This is a genomic window from Moraxella sp. ZY210820, assembly GCF_030674635.1.
In the GTDB taxonomy this organism is placed as follows: Bacteria; Pseudomonadota; Gammaproteobacteria; order Pseudomonadales; family Moraxellaceae; genus Acinetobacter.
The window spans coordinates 679,896-703,199 of the sequence record NZ_CP089978.1 but is presented as its reverse complement, the minus strand read 5'-3'; the positions used below and the strand labels follow the sequence as shown (position 1 = coordinate 703,199).

The following is a 23,304-nucleotide window of genomic DNA, read 5'->3' as shown; positions in this document are numbered from 1 at the left end:
GCTATCGCTCTACCCAACCTACGAGCTGATTTAAGTTTGGTGAGTATCATTTGTCGGTAGTCTTGTGAGTATGCCATTGGTGGTATTTTGTGATATGGTATTGGGTTGATATTGTATCATATTTGGGGTTCGGTGGGTATAACAAACTTTTTTTCAATTATACATTGTATTTTTTTCTTTACAGTGTTATAATTAAATCTTCTTAAATTAACAAGGAGAATGATTATGTCTATGTCTGTATGCTATATAACAGCTACCAAAGAAAAATTTGAAGAAATTAAATCAGGGAAGTTAGATTTTTCTGATTATGTAGAAAGTAACAGATATACAGACTCAAAAGAAATTCAATATATGGATTTAGATTTTTATGCTAGAGATTTTATGGATTATTTATACGAAACGGGTAATTCGTTAGGGGCAATTTTTAGCTATGTTGAACCTTTATCTATTTTGCAAGTGGATGCTGGTGGAATGTATGATGAAGAAGGTCTTGAAATAGTTTTGGATAGCTTTAATGATGAAGATTTATTGCAAGTGGCTTCAGAGATAGAATATTCATCACAAGATGAGAATGATCAAGAGAGATTCTATGGGTTCTTAGTGGGCATGAAAGAATATTTTGAGTATGCTAAAGCCAATAATTTAGTAATAATAACTTGGATGATATAACTTTCCTTAATAAAAAACCCTTAACTTTTAATTTTAGTTAAGGGTTTTTATTTTTCACAAAAAAAATTACCTAAAAAATCATTTTTATGTTATTGTTGTAAAGCCGTTTCAACCATTAAAAAGCTCGTAGGTTGGGTAGAGCGATAGCGATACCCAACAGATTCAAGGCTTAGCTTAAAATGTTGGGTTTCGTACAAAAACCCAACCTACGAACTAAAATTAAGGTTTAATTTATGACATCTACCAATTGACTGTATTTTATAAATAAATAGGTAATCAATGAATATTTTAATCACAGGGGCAACCAGTGGGCTTGGGCGAAGTGCTTGTGATATGGCGTTGGCACTTGGGTTTAAGGTCATTGCCGTGGGACGAAACCAAGCTGTGCTGGACACACTAAACGCCTTGGGTTGTCAAACTTATGCCTGTGATTTGGCAAAGCAAGCCTTGCCCAATCACTTAGTAGCAACAGCCGATACAATATGGCATTGTGCGGCATTATCATCACCTTGGGGAGCGTATGATGAATTTTATGCGGTCAATGTAAAAGCAACCCAAACCCTTGCCACACAAGCAGGCATAGCAGGCGTGCCGTCTTTTGTGCATATTTCCACACCGTCTTTGTACTTTGATTATCATCATCATATTGATATTCAAGAGACTTATCGCCCAAGCCGTTATGTCAATCACTATGCCCACACCAAAGCACAAGGTGAAAACGCCATTGTGCAACTGACACAACAATTTCCTAAAACACGCTATGTAATGCTCCGCCCTCGTGCTATTTTTGGGCAATACGACCAAGTATTGATACCCAGATTGTTAAAAGTCATCAAGCAAAAGGGGTTTTTGCCCCTACCCAGTGGCGGACAAGCAATGATGGATTTTACTTTTGCTGACAATGTGGTCGAGGCAATGCTGTGTGCCAGTCGTGCAGATTTGCCAAATGATGTCAGCGGACAGGCGTTTAATATCACTAATGGCGAGCCGATGGCGTTAAGGGCGGTGCTGGATAAATTGTTTGTTGATGAATTACAAATGGATTTTAAAATCAAAGCCGTGCCGTATCCGATTTTGCACTCTGTAGCGGTGGGGTTAGAAAGCCTGTCAAAATTGACCAAAAAAGAGCCGATTTTGACCGCGTATAGCGTGGGGGCATTGAATTTTGATATGGTATTAAACATTGATAAGGCTAGGGAAGTTTTGGGCTATGTGCCAAAGGTAAGTATGTCGGAAGGGATTGAGCGGACGGCTTTGAGCTTGATTTGATTAGGGCATACCCCCTTTTATAACACTATTTACATTGAAAATCATTTAGAAATAACGATGGCGTTTTTACAAATAATGTTATCAATGTTCAACACACCCTAATAAAAAGCCGTTGTCCAAAGTCAATTTGACAACGGCTTGATGATTAAAAATGGCTCATTGATTAAGCAAACCCTCTGACATATTGTCTTGGCACAAACTGCATTTCTTGGCTATCCGCCCCATTTTGCTGATATTGGGCGTTTAACACCCAATAGGGGTCTCGCAAAAGCCCACGCCCCACCGCCACCAAATCGGCATCGCCAATACCCAAAATATGGTCAGCCACAGACGGATTATCAAGCATTCCCACCGCAATCACAGGTTTGGCTGTTGCCTGTTTGACTTTGCGGGCAAAATCCACCTGATAGCCTGCATAAAATTCTGGGTGATTGCCTTTGTGTAGTACGCCATCGCCACCACCACTCACATCAAACACATCTGCCCCTGCGTCAGAAAATCGCTTGGCAATCGCTACGCCATAATCGCTGTCAAAACCATCTTTGCCGTATTCTTGGGCGGAAATTCGCACGATTAAAGGCATATCGGCAGGCATCACTTTTTTGGCTGCCTGAATAATTTCCACACCAAACAAGGCTTTGTCTTGACCGTATTCATCGGTGCGAGTATTGGATTTTGGCGAATAAAATTGATGAATCAAATAACCGTGTGCAGCGTGAATTTCAATGGTATCAAAACCTGCCTCCACCGCTCGTTTGACTGAATCGGCAAAGGCTTGTACCAAGTCTTTCACTTCGGCTGTGGTCAATTCTCTTGGTGTGATGAGATTTTGCCCAGCATAGTCAAGCTCACCATAATGGATAGGACTTGGGGCAACGGCGTTTGGCTCATCTTGGGCTTTTCTGCCTGCGTGGGCAATTTGAATGCCGATTTTTGCCCCTTGTGCGTGAACGCTGTCCACCAATTTTTTAAAGGCGTGTTGTTGCTCATCGTTCCATAATCCCAAGCAATTTGGGCTAATGCGACCGTTTGGGGCAACATTGGTCATCTCAACGATAATGAGTCCCACACCGCCCACCGCACGACTGGTGTAATGCACCAAATGCCAGTCGTTTGGTACACCATCTTTGGCAGAATATTGGCACATTGGGGGCATTACAATGCGGTTTTTGAGTTCAAGATTTTTAAGAGAAAAGGGGGTAAAAAGGTTGCGGATTTTTGCCATTGTTTTAAATCTCTTAGGTAAATTTTGGGCTATTGTATAAAATTTTGGATATTGTGGGAAATTGAGAATTTTGATGATTGGGTATTATTTAAAATGATAATTAAAGTTTTTCAGGCAGCCTGAAAATAAAACACCGCCCCCATTCAAGCGGTGTTTTATTTCACTTACAACTCATCAACCATTTCTTTAAATAATTGATAAGCATAATGCTGTTTGTCTTCATCAAAAATATAATTGGTTAAAATCAGCTCATCAACACTCAGTCTATTTTGAAAATCAATCAGTTGATGTTTAACGCTTGCCTTATCGCCCACAAATGAACCAGCCAGCATTGCCATTGCCGCCTGTTTTTCGCTAGGCGACCAAAGTGCGTCCATATCGTCCACAGGCGGACACACGCCACGAGACACACCACGCACCAAATCCCAAAAGAGCTGTTGAAGGCTTGTTTGCAAAAAGTGGGCTTCATCGTCTGTATCCGCCACCACCGCATTGACACAAACCATCATATAAGGGGCATCTAACACAGCAGACGGTTTAAATTCACGCCGATAAATCTCTACCGCCAGCTCTAACATTCGTGGGGCAAAATGGGCAGCAAAGGCATAAGGCAAGCCAAGTCGCCCTGCCAAATACGCACTTTCGGTACTTGACCCCAAAATATACAAAGGTACATTTAAACCCATCGCAGGATAAGCTTTGACTTGCCCTTGTACGCTGTCATCGCCAAAGTAGCGTTGTAACTCACTGATGTCACTGGAAAATTCATCAGACACATCTCGCCTGCCTCGCCGTAGGGCAAGGGCGGTCATTGGGTCGGTGCCAGGGGCTCGCCCAAGCCCCAAATCCACCCTGTCGCCATACAAGGTTTTAAGCGTGCCGTACTGTTCGGCAACTTGCAAAGGGCTGTGATTAGGGAGCATTACGCCACCGCTACCGACACGGATTTTTTGTGTTTGTGAAAGCGTGTGGGCGATGAGAATTTGTGTGGCAGAACTTGCCAAATGGGGCATATTGTGGTGTTCGGCAATCCAAAAACGTTTAAAATCAAGGTGTTCTAAATGTTGTGCCAATCGCACCATAGCGTCAATGGCATCTTTGGCGGTTTGTCCTTGACGCATTGGGGCAAGGTTTAGGGCGGAAAGTTGGGGGATTTTGATGGGATTTGACACAAAAATTATCCTATTTCATTCATTTTACCTATCATAAGTGAATCATCATATTATTTCAAATTGATTATTTTTATAATTTGATATAAATTTAAATGATAACTTGATTTCTATAAATAATAAGGATACTATATTCACATTATATTTTTCACAAATGCATCATTACTTGAAATTTTAGGAAAAACAACTGATGACACAAACTTTTAGAGTATTTTTAGCTAAATCTTATGAGTTTTGTCAAGCCCTATATAGCGGTATTGGCGACATTCCTTTTACTGAGGATAATGAATATCGTGTTTTATCTGTTTTGGTAATGCTTGATATTTCATCAGAATACGGTCAAGCCATTCACAGATTGGCAGAAAATGAATTATTTATTTCTGCAACGAGTTTATTAAGGTTACAATATGAAGTAACCATTAGGGCTTTTTGGTTGTATTATTGTTCAAAAGAAAAAATCATCAATAAATTGCAACAACCCTTAACAGAACAAAATGTGAAACAATTTGAAAATATCACGCCAACAATTACCGTAATGCTAGAAGATATTGAAAAAGGTGTTCAAAATCAAGCTATTCCAAATAAAGCCTATGTTTTATTAAAAAGTTTTAAGGATTTGCATTTCAAACATTCTTGTTCTTATGTTCATTCAGGGTTACACGCTTTTAATCGTAAAAAAGAAGGTTTTCCCGAACCATTAATGATCCAACTTTTGCAAAATTCCAATGGTCTAGAAGCATTAAATGCAATGTTATTGGCGACAATGTCTCAATCAATGCAAACGATGTCATCAGTATTAAGTATGCAATATTTATATTTGGATTGTTTACCTATGCAAATTCCAGAAATTATGCATAAATTTTATTTTAACAATGTTGGCGATTTTAAATAAATAGAACTGTTATAATGACCGACTTACGAAAACTTGACCTAAACTTACTCAAAGCCTTTGTGGTACTGCTTGATGAGCAAAACGTCAGTCGTGCCGCTCACAGGCTATCACTGACACAGCCTGCCATGAGTGGGATTTTAAACCGCTTGCGTGAGAGCTTTAACGACCCTTTATTTGTGCGGGTGCAACACGGTGTCCAGCCGACCGATAGAGCATTAGAGCTTGGCAAAATCGCACGGCAAATTTTGCAAGATGTCAATTCAATGTTACAACCACCCATTTTAGAGCCTGAACATTTGGCGATGACACTGCGGATTGGGGCAACCGATTATGTACAGGCGATTATTGCTGTGCCACTTATTTTAAAATTAAGACGGCTTGCTCCCAATGTACAAGTGGCATTATTGCCTGTACAAGGGCAAAATGTGAAAACTTTGTTTGAACAAAATAAAATTGATTTGGCATTTGTCAGTCATTATAATTTAACCCCTGATATGTACCAACAAAAACTTTATGATGAACGCTATATTTGTGCAATGAGTAAAACGCACCCAATGGCAAATAAACAATTAACCTTAGAAACATTTTGTGAATTACCCTTTGCAATGTTTTCTTATAATGGCGGAGAGTTTAGTGGAGCGACTGATTTGGCATTACAAAAATTGGGATTAAAACGCAGAGTGATGGTATCTTTAAATAATATTTTGTTGTTGCCATCTTTATTGCAAGAGTCAGATTTGGTAGCAGTATTACCAGAACAGCTTGCCAAAACTTTATCCAATGTTCATCTGCAAACACCGCCCATTGATATAGACGGTTTTACAATACTAATGAGCTGGCATGAACGCACGCACCACGACATTGCTCATTGCTGAATTAGAGAATTGGTAGCTAAGATGATGAAAGATGTGCGAAAGAAATAAGCATATCGTGAATTCCATTCAAGGTATTGGAATTATTTTAGTGAATGTTTCAATTTTAAATACTTTATCTAAATGGGAGAATACTGATATTCAATATGAGACAAAATAAAATAATAATCAAAAACTCATCATGATTTCCATTGTTTTACAAAAAAAATCATGATGAATGATAATTTTTTATAATCTACTCTGCTGACTTTTGCTCTAACATACTGTCAATCATGTCATGCTTATTAAACTCTTTATATTCAGGTTTAGCTTGATAATCTCGCCATGCTTGCTGTACGCTTTCTTCACTAATTTGTTCCATTTCTACCGTAATTGGCTCACTTGGTGTTGGTACTTTATCAAATGTTTTTACACTCATTTTTAAACTCCTCTATAACATGATAGATAGATTTAAAATAACCTGATTAAAATAAATATGCAAGCATTTTATAGACTATTTTTAACATATTTTTGCAAAATGATTTTAATTTATGAGATTATGATTTAAAATATAACTTTAAAAAATACCCTTTATCTTTTGGAGTGATAATCCTATGTCATCAATCAGCCTTGCTCAGTATTTACAACAACGTGAACAACATATTCCGACTGCCCTAGCCAATGTTTTACAATGTATCGCTCAAACTTGCCAACAAATTGATATTATTTTACAAAAAGGTGCTTTGGCAGGTGTATTAGGTAATGTCGGTGTAGAAAATGTACAAGGTGAAACCCAAAAGAAACTAGATGTCATTTCAAATGATTTACTAATTAATAACTTAAAAAAACACACCAATGTTGCAGGTTTAGCATCAGAAGAACTCGATGATTTCACTCCAGCTCAAAACAATGGCGAATATTTAGTATTATTCGACCCTTTAGATGGTTCAAGTAATTTAGATATTAATATGGCTGTGGGTACGATTTTTTCGGTTTTACCAGCAATAAACCACCCTGCACAAGCTGAAGATTTTCTGCAAATGGGAACACAACAAGTTGCTGCAGGTTATGTACTCTATGGTCCATCAACCATGTTAGCATTAACCACGGGGCAAGGTGTTGATATTTTTACTTTAGATATTGAAACTAAACAATTTATTTTAACAGCAGAACAAGTTAAAATTGATACAGATACACAAGAGTTTGCAATTAATAGCTCAAATCAACGTCATTGGGAAGCACCTGTACAGCGTTATGTTGAAGAATTATTAGCAGGTAAAACTTCAGTGCGTGGTAAAGATTTTAATATGCGTTGGGTTGGCTGTATGGTGGGCGATGTACACCGTATCTTATGTCGTGGTGGTATTTTTATGTACCCTTATGATACCAAATCGGCGAATCGTAAAGGGCGTTTACGTTTACTTTATGAAGCAAATCCAATGAGTTTCTTAATTGAACAAGCTGGTGGTGAATCATCTACTGCACGTTTACGTATCATGACGATTCAACCCACAGAAATTCATGAGCGTGTGCCTGTCGTTTTAGGTGCAAAAAATGAAGTTGATTTAGTGGTAAGTTATCATACTCAAGCATAATAAAGTTAAATCAAGCGTTGAAATGTTCTATCAACGCTTGATTTTATCTATGGATACATCATGTCAATTATTTATTTAGAATCAAAAGATAATAGTAAAATTAAACATTTACGCTCATTAATTGAGCATCAACATTATCGTAAAAAACATCAACAAAGTGTGATTGAAGGCACACATCTTGCTTTAGCCTATTTAGAACAGTCTCCTTTGTTATCAATTTTTACTACAGAAAATGCTTTAGAACATGATGATTTCCAACGTATTCAACAGCAATATCGTGGACAAATTTTTATTATTTCACAACAGTTATATAAAGAGTTCAGTAACTTAGGGACTTCCCTTGCTTGTTTAGCCATTATTGATACAACTCATCATCAAAAAAATCTTAATGAAATTCAATATGATAAAGATACTCTTATTTTAGAAAATGTACAAGACCCTGGTAATGTCGGTACATTATTACGTTCAGCTGCCGCCGCAGGAATTAAACAAATTATTTGTAGTCAAGGCACAGCATCTTTATGGTCGCCTCGTGTGGTGCGTGCAGGTATGGGAGCACATTTTGCCTTACAATGTTTTGAAAATGTAGATTTAACGTGTATTCTATCTCATTTTAGTATTCCTGTTTTAGCTACTAGCTTACAAAATTCAAATAGTATCTATCAACAAGATTTACGCTCACCTATAGTGTGGATTTTAGGTAATGAAGGACAAGGGGTAACTGATGATGTTTTATGCCATGCTCAAGCGGTCAATATCCCCCAACCCGGTGGACAAGAATCATTAAATGTTGCAGTTGCAGGCTCAATTTGTTTATTTGAAATGGTAAGACAGAGATTAACGAGCTAATTTTATAGACCATTAGCTCGTTAATAACAAAGTTTAGATTAAGCCCTTACTTCATTGCGAATCGCCCGATTAACAATTTCATTAATACTGCACCCTTGTATCGCAGATAATATTGCCAATTCACGGTGTAATTCAGGGTCAATGCGTGTATTAAACTTTCCAGAATATTCTTTTACAGGTTCAATACCTTGTTCTTCACATACTTGTAAAAAGGTTTCTAATGATAATTTTGCTTCTTTATGTAGGGTATCTACATCGCGAGCATAAAAATCAGCACCACCGTTTAAACCAATAAATTCTCCACGAAACATATCAATTTCTGCATCATAAGCAATAATTGCTGTATGACCATTAATGTTTAAGGTATTCATGACTTTCTTCCAATATATCATTAGGCGTAATACCATGTAATTCTAACCACTGCTTAACTGATTTTACAGCCCCTTTATCTGTATCAGGACTGGGGTGCGGTCGATGAAATACTTTAACTTCGCCAAATAAAATAATCGCAACTCGAGAGCCTTCACGCTCCATAATCATTGCACCTAATGAGATAAACAATGCTTCAATATCAGACCATTTAATCGTTCCTAATATCGGACGATGATAAATCGCTTGAAGTGTTTGAGATGTTTACGTTGCATTATCATACTCAGTATATGGTATTAAAAAATAGTACCATAATATCTCTTTTATATCAAATCTTATTCAAAATACTATTTCAACCGCAACGCCAAAATAGCTACTTCGCCTTGACGAACAACAGTTAAACGTACCACATTATTTCTTTCTAATCGTTTGATTTTACTTACAAATTCAGCAACAGACTGTACACTTTCATCATTAATATGTGTAATTAAATCTTGTGGTAATAAACCTGCTTTACTCGCTAAACCTGATTGTGTTAAATCAAACACTACTACACCATTGAGATTTAATCGCTGACGTTCTTTTAATGACAACTCACGAATAATCATACCTAGAACTTGGGTATCTTGTGATGAATGATTCATAGCTTTAGGACGTTGTTGTGGGGTATCATCAGGTGATGTTTCTAATTTTAAATCAACAGATTGTACTCTACCTTGACGTAAAATATCGAGTTTAATCATTTGATTAGGACGTGCTCGATACAAATAATCCATTAATTCTGTCGTATGTGCAATCTCATGCCCATTATAAGTTAAAATCACATCACCAGTTTTGAGTCCTGCCAATTGTGCAGGAGAATTTTTAGCAACTTGAGTAATAATTGACCCTTTTGGTTTACTAAATTGGTAACTTTCCGCTAAATGACGATCCACATCTTGCAAATTAACTCCTAAATACGCCCGAGAAACACGTCCTGTCTGTTTTAAATGTTGAGCCACGTCCATCGCCACATCAATCGGTACAGAAAATGATAAGCCCATATAACCGCCTGTACCACTAAATATACGAGAATTTACCCCAATCACTTCACCCTGACGATTAAATAAAGGTCCTCCTGAGTTTCCGGGATTTAAAGCAACATCAGTTTGAATAAATGGTACACTTGCTTCACTTGACATCGTGCGTGATTTAGCACTAACAATCCCTGCCGATGCCGAATAATCAAAACCAAACGGAGAACCTATTGCCAATACAGGTTCACCGACTTTCAGCGTATCCATTTTACCCATAGTTAAAGATGGATAATTTGTTCCTTCAACCTTAAGTAAGGCAATATCAGTACGCTTATCACTACCAATTAGTTTAGCATCAATCTCACGGCGGTCATTTAAAATAATACTGATATGTGATGCCCCATCAACCACATGATGATTGGTCAATAAATATCCATCTTGACTGATAAAAAATGCACTACCATAACTACTTTCTTCTTTATGTTGTGGGATATTATAATGATATTCAAAATAACGGCGTAATTGTGGCGGAATTTGTAATTCTTCACTTGGATTTGTTGTTTTCACTACATTAACACTAACTACCGCAGGACTCACACGCTCTACTAATGGTGAAAAATCCACACTTGATGCAGTAGCTTGCATTGCAGTAAGCCCTAAAACTGCCCCATATATTGTATTTTTAGCGAAATGACGAACTAAATATTGCATATCATGTTACCTAAATTTTATATCAAAATCTTATTATGCAATTAGAATTTGCTTTTTAATGAATTTTTCAGTTAAATCATGTAATTTTTTGCTATTTTATTTATAATAATTATCATTATACTTAAATAATTCAATGAAATATCTATTTAATGATTGATTTTTGTATAGGTTCATCTTGCAATTCCTTCATATCATTTATATCAGAATAATACAATAAATGTAAGGGTTTATTACATAAACCCCTTTGTAAAATCAATTACTTGGGCGAATATAATTCGCCCCTACTGTTTAATTTTGAATTTGAACTGAATTGACTATATTAAAATATTCCACTATTTTGGACGATAACGCAAACTTAATAACAATAATAACGCCACAATCACCAAAATCGGATAATCACCAAAACGATTATACCACGTTCTACCCGTCATACTTGGTAATTCACCACGTAATACTATTGCCACATCCTGTGGAACTTGTTGCACAATTTTCCCATGATGATTGATAATGGCGGTAACACCCGTATTCGTTGCACGAATGAACCACCGTCCATTTTCTTTAGCTCGCATTTGCACCATTTGTAAATGTTGCCATGGACCTGCCGTTCCTGTAAACCATGCATCATTAGAAATCGTCATTAAAGCATCACTTTTGATGGCATTAGCACGAGTAATATTTGGATACGCAACTTCATAACAAATTGCAACAGCTAAATCACGGTTTTTAACTTTAATCGGTAATTGCCCAGCTGGTCCTGCCGATAATTGCCCATTAGCAACATCTTTTTGTGCTTCAGGTAATATCCAATACAATAAACCTGATAATGGAATATATTCCCCAAAAGGAACCAAACGCTGTTTTAAATACACGCCTGATGTATCGGCACCCAATGAAATCAACCCATTATATTTTTGTTCAGTATTGACATCACGATAAAAAATACCAACTAACCATGCTGTTTTACTTTGTTTCGCAACGTCACCAACGCCTTGTAAAAAAGGTTGTACATCTGTTTGAAATGCAGGAATCGCAGATTCAGGCCAAACAATTAAATCTCTACCCCATTCTTTTTCGCTTAAATCACTATAAATTGCCAATGTTTTAAAAAAATATTGTTCGTCCCATTTCACATTTTGATCGATATTCCCTTGAATAAGTGATACACTCAATGGTTTTTCATTTTTTTGTTCCACAAAATTAAGCTGTGATAATCCCCAAGTCAATAGTAACATAACCACACTTGGCACCGCCCAAAACCATTGTTTTTTACACAAATGCACCAATGCACAAGCCATAAATACCACCGCAAATGATACACCCAACACTCCAAAAACAGGTGCATATGCATCAAAAAAGCGTTCAGTAAAGGCATAACCAACGAATAACCAAGGAAACCCTGTTAAGAACCATGTTTTCAACCATTCAAATAGTACCCAAACAGGTGCAAAAGTTAAAGGTGTTTGTGGAAAAAATTTACGATAGATATAAAGTTGTACTGCTGAAAATATTGCCATCAATAGTGCCATCACAGCAACCATCAACACTGCAATAGGCGATGAAATATGTCCATAAATATGAATCGATGTATAAAGCCAAAATGCCCCAACAAACCATAACGCAAAACCATAAATCCAACCTAAAATTAAGGCTTGCTTTGGTGTTCGGTCTTGTACACAAAAATAGAGTAAGGCTGGCGAAATAATCGCTAAATACCAATAATGATAAGGGGCTAATGCAAAACTAAACATTGCTCCAGCCAATATTACCAACATAATCGCCCATATCATAGCCATTGGTTGTTTTTTGTTTTTTTGGCTTGGACTGGTATAGTGTATATTTTTTGCCATGTGCTTTACTCTAATTTTTCAGCACGAATTAATTGAATGGTGCGTGTATCCGCTTGTTCAATGCTAAATTTCCAGCCTGCCAATTCAATACTCTGCCCTTGTAAATCACTTACAAAACCAATTTCCTGTAGTAATAATCCACCCATTGTTTCCACTTCTTCATCGGAAAATTGCGTATCTAAGGTTTCATTAAAAAATTCAATAGGCGTTAAGGCTTGCACTAACCAGACATTGTCATATATTTTATCTTTCACAATCAAACTAGCCTCTTCATTGGCTTCATCATGTTCATCTTCAATTTCGCCAACAATTTCTTCTAAAATATCTTCAAGCGTAATCAGACCTGCTGTTGAACCATATTCATCAACAACAATAGCGATATGCGTTTGTGTGTTTTTAAGTGTACGTAATACTTGGTCAGTTCTAGCACTTTCAGGAATAAAAATTGGCTGACGTAATAAATGCTTAATTTCCAATCCTTGATTAGGATTTAAAATAAATGGTAATAAATCTTTGGCAAGTAAAATCCCCACCACTGTATCAGGATTTTCCGCTGAAAATACAGGAAAACGAGAATGAGCAGACTCAATTAAAGTCTGTAAAGCATCTTTTAGATTATCATCTTCCTGTAAGCTTACCATACTGGGACGTGGGGTCATCACTTCTTTGACTTTAGTCGCTGGTAAATCCAGTACACCTTCTAGCATTTCTACGGTGTCTGCTTCTAAAAAACGTGCTGACTGTTGAACTAATTTTAATAGTTCATCACGTGTTTCAGGTGCTGTTCCTAACCATTTGCGTAAACCACGCATTCCCCATGACGTAGCGTCATCACTCATAATCTTATACCAAATTTATTTCAAAATACCTTAGAGCATAAAAAACATCAATTTGCAAAAGAGAGCAAAATCAATATTCCTTACACTCTATTAATATGCTATTCTACACACAAATAATCAAGTCATTTTTACAATTTTTGTTTAAATTATTAGCGATTATACCTAAGCTTAATATACTTTAATCAAAATTTTCTCACCAAATAATTTACCAATAAGATTAATGTGTTGTAAATAGCGATTTATGTAAGGTCATTACCTCTTTTTTACTTACTTCTTTACCTGGTAATTGACCTGTACCTAATTGACCATATTTATCCCAACCCCATGTATATAAATGACCTTGTTTATCTAGAACTGCTGAAACATTATTACCATGAATCAACATCGTAGGATTTACATTTTCTGCAATTTTTACAGGGCGACGATAAATCTTAGAAGACGGAGCATCAGGATTACCATAACCAACTTCCCCCCACATATATAAATTACCATCAACATCAACCGCAGAACGGTCGCCTATATTGACAATTCTCTTTAAATCAGGGTGCTTAATTGGAAAATCAGGAGCTTCTCCTTTAGGTAAACCTAAACCTGCTAATGAACTATTACCCCATACCCATACTTCGCCATTATCTAACAACGCCATACAGCCTATGCCTGTAACGGCTATATCAACCGCTTTTCTTGGAAGATTTACTTTTTCAGCAGGATAATAATGAATATTTTTATCCTTTGTTATCTTTACTTCTCGCCCTAAACTATAAGTCGAACTACCTGTTGTATAAACTTCACCTTGACTATTTAAAGCCAAAACAATACCACCTTCATTATAAATTTCAACAATTTGATTAAGTTTATCCAATTTCAAAGGTACTTTAATAGGTTCATCTACACCATTCATTAAACCTGTTTTATTTGAACCTATTACATAAACATCACCTTTTTTATCAATAAAAAATGAGTGATCAGAACCTGCACTAATTGAAACTATCTCAGGTAAGCCTTCTATTTTTTTTAATTCATATATCGCATATGCTTTATCATTGGGATCTATTGTACCATGACTGTTACTACCCCAACCCCATACTGTACCATCTTTTTTTAATAAGAGCATATGACTACTACCACCTGAAATGGCAACTGCATCATCTACACCTGCAACCTGCATTGGCGTTGGATCTTCTGGTTTACCTGTTGTAGTTTTACGAATTTTTCCGCCTCCACTGCCCCAAGTCCAAAGTGTACCATCATCTTTAATCCCTGCTGCCCAAGTATCCGTCATTGCTACTTTTTTCGGCTCTATTATCAACTCTAAAGGTTGAGCTAAAGGTTCATCTGGCATATTTGCAACAGGGTAGTCATTACACGCAGTTAAAGACAAACACAAAAAAAGAGCTGACAATGCTCTCTTTGATTTTAAACAAAACACATCTTTCATTGTTGCTTTCATAAAATAGCTCCTTATCACCTTAACGTCATTCTCAACTCATTGTAAGTAATTGATTCTGTGTAGGGGCGAATTGCAATTCGCCCGTACAAATTTAAATGATTTAAGTGATATCAATAAGTTACAAATTTAAGTTGAGAATGGTATAACCTTATTTAGTAAATATACAATATGATGTTCTCTATCTCTCTAGTTTATTGATAAGTTTGCCCTTCATGTTTTAACCAACCGCCCACATGGCGTTTTTGTGGGTCGTGGTGTGTCCAATGAATCACACCGCCTTTATCACTATATTCATATTCGCCATAAAACTCAACCATATCTCCTTTACGCAAATTTTGAATACGTGGTGCAAGGTCAATATTATGAGCAACCAACACCGTAATACCATTATTCAGCTTTAAAATAAACTTTTGATGGCGTGAGCCTTGATTATCATCAGGTAAAATTGCAATCACTTTACCTTTACTATAAACTTGTACATCACTTTTACGTTGCTGAAACGCATCCGCAATTTTAATCGACTCGTCTTGTGTAGGTTCAGTTACCTGTTTCGACTTGGTTTGTGGCTGTTGAACCGTTGTTTTAGGCATTTGCTGTGGTGTTTGTTCCACAGGTTTATCATTAAAACAAGCTGTTAAAGGTAACATCACCCCTATCAAGCTTAATATAGAAAACTTATTCATAATAACTCAAAATGAATTAAAAGGCTTATTGTATAAATTATTACTTAGATATGCAATATGGACATTATTTCAACAAGTTATTATCAAATAACTATAGAAGTAGATAGCATATCTATTATTATAATGATATATTATAACATCTTTATTTTGAGATATGATTTAATGAAATTTTCTCCTCTATTAATTTCGATTCTAGCTGTAATTAGCCCAACAGTATTTGCTCAAGTTGCTGATACTACGCCAACACAACAGCTTGAAATTATTGAAGTTATTGCTCAGCAACAAACTGAAAGTTTATCGCAAAATACATCAGCCACTAAATTTTCACATGATGTTTTAGATATTCCATTTTCTCGTAGCTTAGTCGATAGCCAAAGTTTAAAGCAAAATGATATTCAAAAAGTTGATGATGCGATTGATTTTGCCAGTGGCGTCTTCCGTCAAACAGATTATGGCGGTGGTTTTTGGGATAATTACTCATTTCGTGGCTTTAACACCGACCCAGATATGGGAGCGGTAACGATTCGTAATGGTTTAGGTGCGAGTCGTGGTATTAACACACCAAAAGAAATGGTCAATGTTGAAAGTTTAGATTTTGCCAAAGGTGGCGCAGGTTCAATTTATGGACGTGGCGAAGTGGGTGGTTTGCTCAATGTAACCACTAAAAAACCCAAATGGCATAAAGAAAGTATCATCAATGCACGTGCCAATACTGATGAAAAATATCGCTTAAGTTTAGAACATACTGCACCAATTAACGACCAAATCGCTTATCGTATTGCGGTTGCAGGTGAAGATAATAAATCATTCCGTGATTATGTATATAGTAAACATTGGTTTATTTCTCCACAACTCACTTGGAATATTTCTGACCAAACCACTCTTGATTTTGATAGTGAATTTTTACATCGTAAAGGTTTATTTGACCGTGGCTTAACAGCAGTCAATCAACAATTGGTTATGGATAAAAGTACCTTTACAGGTGAACCTGATGATGTCAATACACTCAAAAGTGAATTTTTACAATTACGCTTAGCTCATCAATTGAGCAATAATTGGAAAACCAATTCAGCAATTAATTATAAACACAGTACGCTTGAAGGAACATCAACTGAACCACGCCGTATGTTGGCTGATAATACCACTTTAACACGTTTCCGCCGCCATCGTGAAAACGAAAGTACCGATATTATGGCTCAAACTGATGTTTTAGGCACGGTGCACAGCAACTGGGCAAAACATGATATTTTGCTTTCAGCCGAAGTCGGTCAGCTTGAATATAAACAACATTTATTACGCCGTAACCCCGATTTAAGAAATGGTTTATACCTAAATCCTATCGATATTCGCAAAGGTCAGCAAGTTTATCATAATAATGTATACCAACTTACTTCAGCCAATGAAAATGAACATTTTACCGAGCAACAACGTTATCTTGGTTTAAATGTTCAAGACCAAATGTTCTTTAATGATAACTTCAGCCTATTAGCAGGTTTACGTTTTGATTATGTGAAACAGCATTTTGATAATTATAATGCTCAACAATATCCTGTAACAACATCATCAAAAAATCATCATCAACTTAGCCCACGTTTAGGCGTAAATTATAAATTTAATGATGATGTATCGGTCTATGCCAACTATTCTAAAGCATTTGCCATGAATAGCCGTTTAGATGCTCAAGGCAATACTTTTGAACCTGAAAAAGGTACAAATTATGAAATTGGTGCAAAATATAAATTTAATCAACGTGGTTTATTAGGTATTGCCCTATTCAATGCTGATAAACGTAATGTGTTAGTTTGGAACTCTACAACAAATTATAATGAAACCGCAGGTAAAGTCAGCAGTCGTGGACTTGAGCTTGATGTAAATTATAATATCAATGACCAATGGAATATTGTAGCCAATTATGCTTATATCGATGCACAAGTTGAAGAAGATTTACGCCTACCAAAAGGTGCAAGACTAAGTAATGTTGCTAAACATAGTGGCACTTTAACAACAAATTACGAATTTTTACAAGATGGTGAGCGTAAAGCAGGTGTTGGTGGTAGCGTAATTTATATGGGCGACCGTAGTGGTAATCCTGAAGATGATGGTTTTACCCTACCAAGCTATACTTTAGTCAATGCTCATGGTTATTATGCTCCATCTGAGCGTGTGCGTTATCAATTAAATATCAATAATTTACTGAATAAAGATTATTATATCGCAAGTTATAGTGATAAATGGATTCAAGCAGGCGAACCAATCAATGCTTCATTATCAATGACTTGGAAATTCTAATCCGTACCATATAAACTATCTATAAACCAAACCCCAAAAGTTAAACATCTAACCTTTGGGGTATTTTTATCGCTTGAGTTATTCAACTCACTGCAATATTTAATCAAAATTAGCAACCACCCATACATACAATGGCTTGCACAGGGAAAGTTGCAATATCAAATGCCAATGCTACAGGTAACATCGCAATCAATCCTACATTGTACAAATTTCCAGCGACACCACGAGAATGCTTCGTTTGATAGGTCACTTCAATCACACGTGGACGATTTAATTTGTGTGTTAATTGAGCATTATTAATGGTCTTTTTCACCGCGGTTAAATGAATTTTAGTTGAACGGGCACATACGGTATAAACGGTCGGATCATCTACATATTTATCAGGTGTGTGATAAGCATGGGACACAATTGTTAATCTATCAGTAATACATTGAAAGCCATATTGTTGTAAATTGGCTTTTTCCTGTTTTGTCACTTTATTTGCTGGTTTCGCAAAAATCACTCGTACGGCACTATCTACCCCAGATTGCTCAAAACTCTGATTTGCTTGCTTTTTACGTTGAATATTGCTATCTATCTTAAATTCAGTACGCCAAGTACCCATAGATGTGGTATCGAACCAATCTTTATCAATCACTTTTAAAGGTTTATCGCTATGACCAAACAGTAATAATGACTTGGTATCAAAACTTGTAAATAATTTTTCCACAATCGCAGGGTCATTTTCTGCTGACGTAATCAAATAGTCATTCTGTTTCCCTGCCAATGCCAAAGCGTGCGGAAAATTCGCAATCGCTTGCGTTGGTTTGCCCAAAGCATAGACTTCATCTTTTAAAATCGTTACTGTTTCACTATGAGAACGAGCCCTCGAGCCAAGAACGGCATCTGTGGCACAGGCTGATAAAATGGTACTCGATAACACCGCAAGCGCAGTAACTTTTAATACTGGTTTCATGATTTTTAACTCCTTAAATATGATGATAACCATTCTCTAATAATACCTAAAATTCTACGGTGATATATGAATTTTTACAAAAAATAATATACTAACCCAACCTAAAAATTGATATAGACTTGTAAGGGTAAATCACATTTGCCCTGTGTAAAACTTGTATTTATTTGGCGAATATTATTCGCCACTACTGCTCACATTTGAATTGAGTTGAATATATTACTTCCTAAAATCCCTTATGCGCAAAAGGCAGATAATATGCCATTATCCGCCTTTTATTTAATATCTATATTTGACGATTAAGCCATTAAACGCTTACTACTTTCTAAGGCATAATCAAAAGTATGTTGTAAAACGGGCTGTTTATTTAATGAATTATCAATAAATAAATCAACTGCTGCCAATACTTCAAGCAATAAATTCATTTGCTGTGCAGAAACTTTCTGTTCAGTTTCTATTGTCAATGCTAAGAATTTAGCACCATTTAATAATGCTTGTTGCCCAAACTCTTGCGACAAGAATAAACAAGCACCTGAAAGTTCACGCAATTTCTCAATGATTTCGACCAATATTTCGTTAGATGGTTGTTCTACATAATCATTCATCTTTTGAATGGTATGAGTAATATCTAACTTACTTTCAGCCAATAATGTTTCATGAGCTTTATCAACTTGGTCTAATACGATTTCAGTATTAAATATACCTAACTGCAAACGACTCGATGTATATTGACGCTCTAATAAGCCTAAACCATTAGTAACTGTTAATACACTATCCATTAAAGCTTGGGCAAATAAATCACTTTGTAATTCAACATGATTATTTGGTACAACTTTCTGTGCTTGTTGGTTAAATTTTTCAGCGACATCATGTAAATTTAATACTTGCAAGACTCGAACTACCGCAAACATACGCTGTTGTACTTCGGCAATTTGTTCAGAAGATAAACTATTGTAATTATATTCAATTTCACGGCGGATATGGTTAATTTCTTCACGCAATAAATCTGCTACATCATGAATAGTACGGCTATTTGGTGCATATAATTTACTAGCCAATGTACGTAATTCATCTGTACTAATGACTGTCTCTGCCACACCTAATTGCTGGCGTAAAGCTTGGTTCACTTCACCCTCTTGACCTAAAATCATGGTTAATATGGCAAACATATCTTGCTCAGTCGCCGTAAAGTTAGGATTTTCTAAGAAAGTTGCAATATTACGCTCAACCGCAATTAAAGTACGTAAACGAACATCCGTTAAGTAGTTTTCAGCCAATTGTGCTAAAGCAAGATTTACTAGCCCCCAATATTGCTCACTTGCTGTACCTTGTGCAAAATATGCTAAATATTGACCTGCAATTTTCATTGCTTGTATATCAGTTGCATTCACACGTTGTACTAAAAATGCATTCAAACTTACTTTATAAAGTTGATGTACATAATCTGATTTTTCAACACTCGCCACAGTTGGCAAATTAAATATAGGTAATTGCTGTACATGTACTAAACTTTCAGTAGCTTCTGTTGTTAAGGGTTTATTAAGTGCTAACTCTAAGCGGTTTAAACTGTCTAGTAATAGAATAGGTGCATCAACTTCATTTAAAGTTGCAAATTCCATATAGCGTTTTAAAATTGATGTTCCTTCACTTAATGCTTCCACTTCACGCATTTTTAAATTTTGAGGATTTTGAATAATTTGACGCATTAATTCTGCACAATATTGGGCAATTTTACCAATATTTGGCAAATCAATTAAATCTAAAACACGACCACATTGCTCAATTTGATGTAAAGCATCATCAATAGCAAATGGGAGTGATTGCTCTTCCACTAAAGCATTTACGGTTGATTCTACCGCATTAATTGATTGTTCGACTTCACCTTTAATCATTAATAACGCTGTTGGGTCAAAATGATGAGCGGTTGAATAAGACATATAAACTCCCCAATATTTTAGGTCTGTTACTTTGTTAAATCATTTGATACTGTATGGTTATCAAAAATCCATCATATACTAGAGAATTGTATCACATTTTCCAGTAATTGTCATAATTTAGGCTCATCGATTGTCAGATTATTTGTAAATTATTTTCTCGATAAAGAGCAAATATCCACAAATTCATATCCGATCTCATCCTATTTATTCATTGACATCACCCAAAAAACCGCCTGTTTGTCGTTGCCATAAACGTGCATAGACACCATTTTGAGCTAATAATTCATCATGGCTACCTTGCTCAACAATTTGCCCACGCTCCAATACGACCAAACGGTCTAATTCTGCAATAGTAGATAAACGATGGGCAATGGCAATGACCGTTTTACCCTGCATCATTTGTGTTAAACTTTCGGTAATAGCGTGTTCCACTTCACTATCTAATGCACTGGTTGCTTCATCAAGCAGTAAAATAGGTGCATTTTTCAACATCACACGAGCAATCGCAATACGCTGACGCTGTCCGCCAGACAATTTTACCCCACGCTCACCAACTTGTGTATCTAAACCTGTATTACCTTGATTATCAGATAATTGCTGGATAAAATCCCATGCTTGAGCTTGTTTAGCGGCTTGAATAATTTCATCATCAGTTGCATCAGGGCGACCATACGCAATATTTTCACGAATGGTACGATGTAATAATGATGTATCTTGCGTAACCATACCAATATTCTGACGTAAACTCTCTTGACTGACTTGTGCGATATTTTGCCCATCAACCAAAATTTGTCCACCTTGAATATCATAAAAGCGTAATAATAAATTCACTAAAGTCGATTTCCCTGCCCCAGATTGCCCAATCAAACCAATTTTTTCGCCTGCTTTAATATTCAAACAAAATTGATTAAGTAAATTTTCCTGCTGACCTTGTGCATTTAAATAACTAAAATCTACACTATTAAAATCAATTTTTCCCTGTTGTACATTTAATGTATGAGCATTCTCACAATCAATTACTGTTTGTGGTGTGGCTAAAGTACGCATACCATCTTGTACTGTACCAAAATTTTCAAATAAACTTGCCGTTTGCCACATAATCCAATGCGTTAAACCATTTAACCGTAATGCCATCGCCATCGCTACTGCTAACGCTCCTGCCGTTGCATTTCCCTGCGACCATAAATATAAACCTATGACCGCCGTACCACCCACCAATAGTACACTCATACTATGATTGACCACTTCTAACACACTCACCCAACGCATTTGCCCATGTACGGTGTGCATAAATTGTTGCATAGCGTCCTTAGCATAGCTCAACTCACGGCGAGAATGACTAAATAATTTAACAGTATTAATATTAGCATAAGCATCGGTAATACGTCCTGTCATCAAAGCTCGTGCATCTGCCTGTGTAATAGCTGCCTTCTGTAAACGTGGAATAAAAAATTTAAGTACGACAATAAATAAAATTAGCCATGCAACAAAAGGTATTAATAGTAATCCATCTAAATTAAATAAAATTACACCTGTAGTGATAAAGTAAACACTGACATAAACCATCATATTTGCCAATGTCATAATGGTTTCACGTACCGCTAATGCGGTCTGCATAACTTTTGCTGATACTCGCCCTGAAAATTCATCTTGATAAAATTGTATCGATTGACCAAGCATTGCCTTATGAAAACGCCAACGCATTTGCATAGGAAATACACCTTGTAAAACTTGGAAATGAATTAATGAATTTAATCCCACCCAAAATGGACTAATCAACAATACTCCCGCCATCAGCCATATGGTTGTACCATGCTGTTGCCACAATTCAGCAGGAGTATAATGCCCTAACCAATCAACTAAATCCCCTACCCATTTATAGAGCATTGCTTCATAAATACCTACACCTGCAGTTAAAAACATCAATAGAAATAACCATTTACGCAAACCATAGGTACACGCCCACAGAAATTTAATCATGCTATCTCTAGGTAGTGGAATGTGATTTTCAGGATAAGGATTTAAACGCTTTTCAAAAAATTGGAAGATAAAATTCATATGACTAACATCAATAATAAAACTTTAGTATTATAGCATTTTTTTAATTATGACAATACCATAACGTACAAAAAAACCGAGTTATAAACTCGGTTTAGAATTAATCTATTGAAATTTAAGGATTAAAAATTAACAGGCTTAATGCACAAATCCTAGCGTAAACGCACGCAGATGTGGGCGAACTTCGGGTTGATTGGACATTTTTTCCTTTCAGGCTGCCTGAAAAAACATTCATTCATCTTCAAGTTCCGATATTCCGCCAAACACATATTCATGCGACCAACCGCCACCTTCATGTGTAATCAATGTTTTGCCATTATCAGGCGTAAAACACAGATGAACATTAGCATTATCTGCATTAATCGCCTTTGAACCGTCTAATACGTTACAAAAATGAAATACAATATTTTCACAAATATCGTCTAATGTTTCTTTATCTACATCGTGTAATTGCGGTATCTCTTTTAATGACAAACGTGTTTGGGATAATTTGCATTGTTTACTGCTCCATTTATTTTTCAGGTTCCTGAAAGAAATTGCCATTAGGTCGGGCATCAATGCCAGACCGACAACTCAATTCACCCAATAAAACCACGCTTTGTCAAAGCGTTGTACGACTAAATCTATTTTATCA

The 23,304-nt window shown here is 36.2% G+C and carries 21 protein-coding genes; 7 read left to right on the top strand and 14 right to left on the bottom strand.

Annotated elements, in window-relative coordinates:
• The first annotated feature begins 225 nt into the window (after positions 1-225).
• Both LU301_RS03550 and LU301_RS03545 read left to right on the top strand, forming a co-directional pair.
• A complete protein-coding gene (locus tag LU301_RS03550) occupies positions 226-669 on the top strand; it encodes a hypothetical protein (protein ID WP_305272586.1) in 444 nt (147 codons plus the stop codon).
• Between the two features lie 279 nt (positions 670-948).
• Positions 949-1,938, top strand: coding sequence for an NAD-dependent epimerase/dehydratase family protein (locus LU301_RS03545; protein ID WP_305272583.1), 990 nt, complete (start codon positions 949-951; stop codon positions 1,936-1,938).
• A 163-nt stretch (positions 1,939-2,101) separates the two neighbouring features.
• On the opposite strand, the gene LU301_RS03540 is transcribed toward LU301_RS03545, so the two are convergent.
• Both LU301_RS03540 and LU301_RS03535 read right to left on the bottom strand, forming a co-directional pair.
• Positions 2,102-3,163 (bottom strand): NADH:flavin oxidoreductase/NADH oxidase, encoded by a 1,062-nt coding sequence (locus tag LU301_RS03540; RefSeq protein ID WP_305272581.1) that lies wholly within the window; start codon positions 3,161-3,163, stop codon positions 2,102-2,104.
• Between the two features lie 164 nt (positions 3,164-3,327).
• Complete coding sequence (locus LU301_RS03535; RefSeq protein WP_305272579.1) at positions 3,328-4,335, bottom strand: LLM class flavin-dependent oxidoreductase; 1,008 nt, start codon at positions 4,333-4,335, stop codon at positions 3,328-3,330.
• 187 nt (positions 4,336-4,522) lie between these two features.
• On the opposite strand from LU301_RS03535, the gene LU301_RS03530 reads away from it, so the two are divergent.
• Positions 4,523-5,224, top strand: coding sequence for a DUF6988 family protein (locus LU301_RS03530; RefSeq protein ID WP_305272577.1), 702 nt, complete (start codon positions 4,523-4,525; stop codon positions 5,222-5,224).
• Between the two features lie 14 nt (positions 5,225-5,238).
• Positions 5,239-6,099, top strand: coding sequence for a LysR family transcriptional regulator (locus LU301_RS03525; RefSeq protein ID WP_305272576.1), 861 nt, complete (start codon positions 5,239-5,241; stop codon positions 6,097-6,099).
• A 232-nt stretch (positions 6,100-6,331) separates the two neighbouring features.
• On the opposite strand, the gene LU301_RS03520 is transcribed toward LU301_RS03525, so the two are convergent.
• Entirely contained in the window at positions 6,332-6,514 is a 183-nt protein-coding gene (locus LU301_RS03520) for an NF038105 family protein (protein ID WP_305272575.1), read from the bottom strand.
• A gap of 175 nt (positions 6,515-6,689) precedes the next feature.
• Between LU301_RS03520 and LU301_RS03515 the strand changes: the two genes are divergently transcribed.
• Both LU301_RS03515 and LU301_RS03510 read left to right on the top strand, forming a co-directional pair.
• A complete protein-coding gene (locus LU301_RS03515; protein ID WP_305272574.1) occupies positions 6,690-7,670 on the top strand; it encodes a class 1 fructose-bisphosphatase in 981 nt (326 codons plus the stop codon).
• Positions 7,671-7,730: 60 nt separating this feature from the next.
• Positions 7,731-8,519 (top strand): TrmH family RNA methyltransferase, encoded by a 789-nt coding sequence (locus LU301_RS03510; RefSeq protein ID WP_305272573.1) that lies wholly within the window; start codon positions 7,731-7,733, stop codon positions 8,517-8,519.
• A gap of 38 nt (positions 8,520-8,557) precedes the next feature.
• Here the strand turns inward: LU301_RS03510 and LU301_RS03505 are convergent, their stop codons facing one another.
• The 7 genes from LU301_RS03505 to LU301_RS03475 form a co-directional block, all read right to left on the bottom strand.
• On the bottom strand, positions 8,558-8,890 hold the full coding sequence (locus LU301_RS03505; RefSeq protein ID WP_305272572.1) for a type II toxin-antitoxin system HicB family antitoxin: 333 nt from the start codon (positions 8,888-8,890) through the stop codon (positions 8,558-8,560).
• Positions 8,871-9,089: a type II toxin-antitoxin system HicA family toxin gene (locus LU301_RS03500; RefSeq protein WP_305273938.1), complete on the bottom strand. Its 219-nt coding sequence runs from the start codon at positions 9,087-9,089 to the stop codon at positions 8,871-8,873. Before LU301_RS03500 ends, LU301_RS03505 begins: the two co-directional genes overlap by 20 nt.
• A gap of 146 nt (positions 9,090-9,235) precedes the next feature.
• Complete coding sequence (locus LU301_RS03495) at positions 9,236-10,615, bottom strand: Do family serine endopeptidase (RefSeq protein WP_370692222.1); 1,380 nt, start codon at positions 10,613-10,615, stop codon at positions 9,236-9,238.
• A 332-nt stretch (positions 10,616-10,947) separates the two neighbouring features.
• On the bottom strand, positions 10,948-12,462 hold the full coding sequence (lnt, locus tag LU301_RS03490) for an apolipoprotein N-acyltransferase (protein ID WP_305272570.1): 1,515 nt from the start codon (positions 12,460-12,462) through the stop codon (positions 10,948-10,950).
• 5 nt (positions 12,463-12,467) lie between these two features.
• On the bottom strand, positions 12,468-13,301 hold the full coding sequence (locus tag LU301_RS03485) for a CorC family transporter (protein ID WP_305272569.1): 834 nt from the start codon (positions 13,299-13,301) through the stop codon (positions 12,468-12,470).
• Positions 13,302-13,518: 217 nt separating this feature from the next.
• A complete protein-coding gene (locus tag LU301_RS03480) occupies positions 13,519-14,751 on the bottom strand; it encodes an RCC1 domain-containing protein (protein WP_305272568.1) in 1,233 nt (410 codons plus the stop codon).
• 191 nt (positions 14,752-14,942) lie between these two features.
• Positions 14,943-15,437, bottom strand: coding sequence for a DUF3465 domain-containing protein (locus LU301_RS03475; RefSeq protein ID WP_370692236.1), 495 nt, complete (start codon positions 15,435-15,437; stop codon positions 14,943-14,945).
• A gap of 144 nt (positions 15,438-15,581) precedes the next feature.
• Here LU301_RS03475 and LU301_RS03470 point away from each other — a divergent pair, with 144 nt between their 5' ends.
• Positions 15,582-17,723: a TonB-dependent siderophore receptor gene (locus LU301_RS03470; RefSeq protein WP_370692221.1), complete on the top strand. Its 2,142-nt coding sequence runs from the start codon at positions 15,582-15,584 to the stop codon at positions 17,721-17,723.
• Positions 17,724-17,832: 109 nt separating this feature from the next.
• Here the strand turns inward: LU301_RS03470 and LU301_RS03465 are convergent, their stop codons facing one another.
• The 4 genes from LU301_RS03465 to LU301_RS03450 form a co-directional block, all read right to left on the bottom strand.
• The gene (locus LU301_RS03465; protein ID WP_305272564.1) at positions 17,833-18,678 is read right to left on the bottom strand and encodes a hypothetical protein; all 846 of its coding nucleotides are present in this window, start codon (positions 18,676-18,678) and stop codon (positions 17,833-17,835) included.
• A 296-nt stretch (positions 18,679-18,974) separates the two neighbouring features.
• Positions 18,975-20,612 carry a chemotaxis protein gene (locus LU301_RS03460; protein ID WP_305272562.1) on the bottom strand — a complete coding sequence of 546 codons (1,638 nt, stop codon included), beginning with the start codon at positions 20,610-20,612 and terminating at the stop codon, positions 18,975-18,977.
• A 204-nt stretch (positions 20,613-20,816) separates the two neighbouring features.
• A complete protein-coding gene (locus tag LU301_RS03455; RefSeq protein WP_305272559.1) occupies positions 20,817-22,670 on the bottom strand; it encodes an ABC transporter ATP-binding protein in 1,854 nt (617 codons plus the stop codon).
• A 231-nt stretch (positions 22,671-22,901) separates the two neighbouring features.
• A complete protein-coding gene (locus LU301_RS03450) occupies positions 22,902-23,213 on the bottom strand; it encodes a hypothetical protein (RefSeq protein ID WP_305272557.1) in 312 nt (103 codons plus the stop codon).
• Between the last annotated feature and the right edge of the window lie 91 nt (positions 23,214-23,304).

Bases quoted from the DNA above. Each gene is read 5' to 3' on its own strand.
- LU301_RS03545 (WP_305272583.1), top strand. From the start codon at position 949: ATGAATATTTTAATCACAGGGGCAACCAGTGGGCTTGGGCGAAGTGCT.
- LU301_RS03520 (WP_305272575.1), bottom strand. From the start codon at position 6,514: ATGAGTGTAAAAACATTTGATAAAGTACCAACACCAAGTGAGCCAATT.
- LU301_RS03505 (WP_305272572.1), bottom strand. From the start codon at position 8,890: ATGAATACCTTAAACATTAATGGTCATACAGCAATTATTGCTTATGAT.
- LU301_RS03455 (WP_305272559.1), bottom strand. From the start codon at position 22,670: ATGAATTTTATCTTCCAATTTTTTGAAAAGCGTTTAAATCCTTATCCT.
- LU301_RS03510 (WP_305272573.1), top strand. From the start codon at position 7,731: ATGTCAATTATTTATTTAGAATCAAAAGATAATAGTAAAATTAAACAT.
- lnt (WP_305272570.1), bottom strand. From the start codon at position 12,462: ATGGCAAAAAATATACACTATACCAGTCCAAGCCAAAAAAACAAAAAA.
- LU301_RS03485 (WP_305272569.1), bottom strand. From the start codon at position 13,301: ATGAGTGATGACGCTACGTCATGGGGAATGCGTGGTTTACGCAAATGG.
- LU301_RS03550 (WP_305272586.1), top strand. From the start codon at position 226: ATGTCTATGTCTGTATGCTATATAACAGCTACCAAAGAAAAATTTGAA.
- LU301_RS03450 (WP_305272557.1), bottom strand. From the start codon at position 23,213: ATGGCAATTTCTTTCAGGAACCTGAAAAATAAATGGAGCAGTAAACAA.
- LU301_RS03540 (WP_305272581.1), bottom strand. From the start codon at position 3,163: ATGGCAAAAATCCGCAACCTTTTTACCCCCTTTTCTCTTAAAAATCTT.
- LU301_RS03525 (WP_305272576.1), top strand. From the start codon at position 5,239: ATGACCGACTTACGAAAACTTGACCTAAACTTACTCAAAGCCTTTGTG.
- LU301_RS03495 (WP_370692222.1), bottom strand. From the start codon at position 10,615: ATGCAATATTTAGTTCGTCATTTCGCTAAAAATACAATATATGGGGCA.
- LU301_RS03460 (WP_305272562.1), bottom strand. From the start codon at position 20,612: ATGTCTTATTCAACCGCTCATCATTTTGACCCAACAGCGTTATTAATG.
- LU301_RS03515 (WP_305272574.1), top strand. From the start codon at position 6,690: ATGTCATCAATCAGCCTTGCTCAGTATTTACAACAACGTGAACAACAT.
- LU301_RS03465 (WP_305272564.1), bottom strand. From the start codon at position 18,678: ATGAAACCAGTATTAAAAGTTACTGCGCTTGCGGTGTTATCGAGTACC.
- LU301_RS03530 (WP_305272577.1), top strand. From the start codon at position 4,523: ATGACACAAACTTTTAGAGTATTTTTAGCTAAATCTTATGAGTTTTGT.
- LU301_RS03480 (WP_305272568.1), bottom strand. From the start codon at position 14,751: ATGAAAGCAACAATGAAAGATGTGTTTTGTTTAAAATCAAAGAGAGCA.